The following is a 382-nucleotide window of genomic DNA, read 5'->3' as shown; positions in this document are numbered from 1 at the left end:
CCGAAGAGCGGACCCGTTACCTTCGCCACTGCGCTGAACGCGGTGCCACTCCCGCTTCTCTCAGAATCAAGCGCAACGAGCTGTTGTGGGTTGCCGCGCGCCTCGGCCCGAATGCTTCATCCGAGGGCATCGACATCGAGGCTCTCCGACAGATTGCCATTGAGCGGCAACAAGCCCACGGAGCCGTCACTGCGGCGCGAAGAGTGATCGACATCGGGCGTCCTTGGCTTCGATTTATTGGCTGGTGGCGTGAACCGAGTGCCGGGTTCGAGCATCAGAGCGAACTCGATGAGTATGTGACATGGATGCGCGATGAGCGCGGCGTCACACCATCGACGCTCGAGCAATGGACCCGTGTGATCGGAAGGTTCCTGCGCTGGTG

At 61.5% G+C, this 382-nt stretch carries 1 pseudogene; it reads left to right on the top strand.

The features are described from left to right. Positions 1-83: 83 nt before the first annotated feature. Positions 84-382, top strand: a pseudogene (locus tag CEV33_RS00850) (tyrosine-type recombinase/integrase); the annotation flags it as partial.

Origin of the sequence: Brucella grignonensis, from assembly GCF_002252505.1 — a bacterium.
Classification (GTDB): domain Bacteria; phylum Pseudomonadota; class Alphaproteobacteria; order Rhizobiales; family Rhizobiaceae; genus Brucella; species Brucella grignonensis.
The sequence above is the reverse complement of the archived record's forward strand: the minus strand, read 5'-3'. Positions and strand labels throughout refer to the sequence as shown.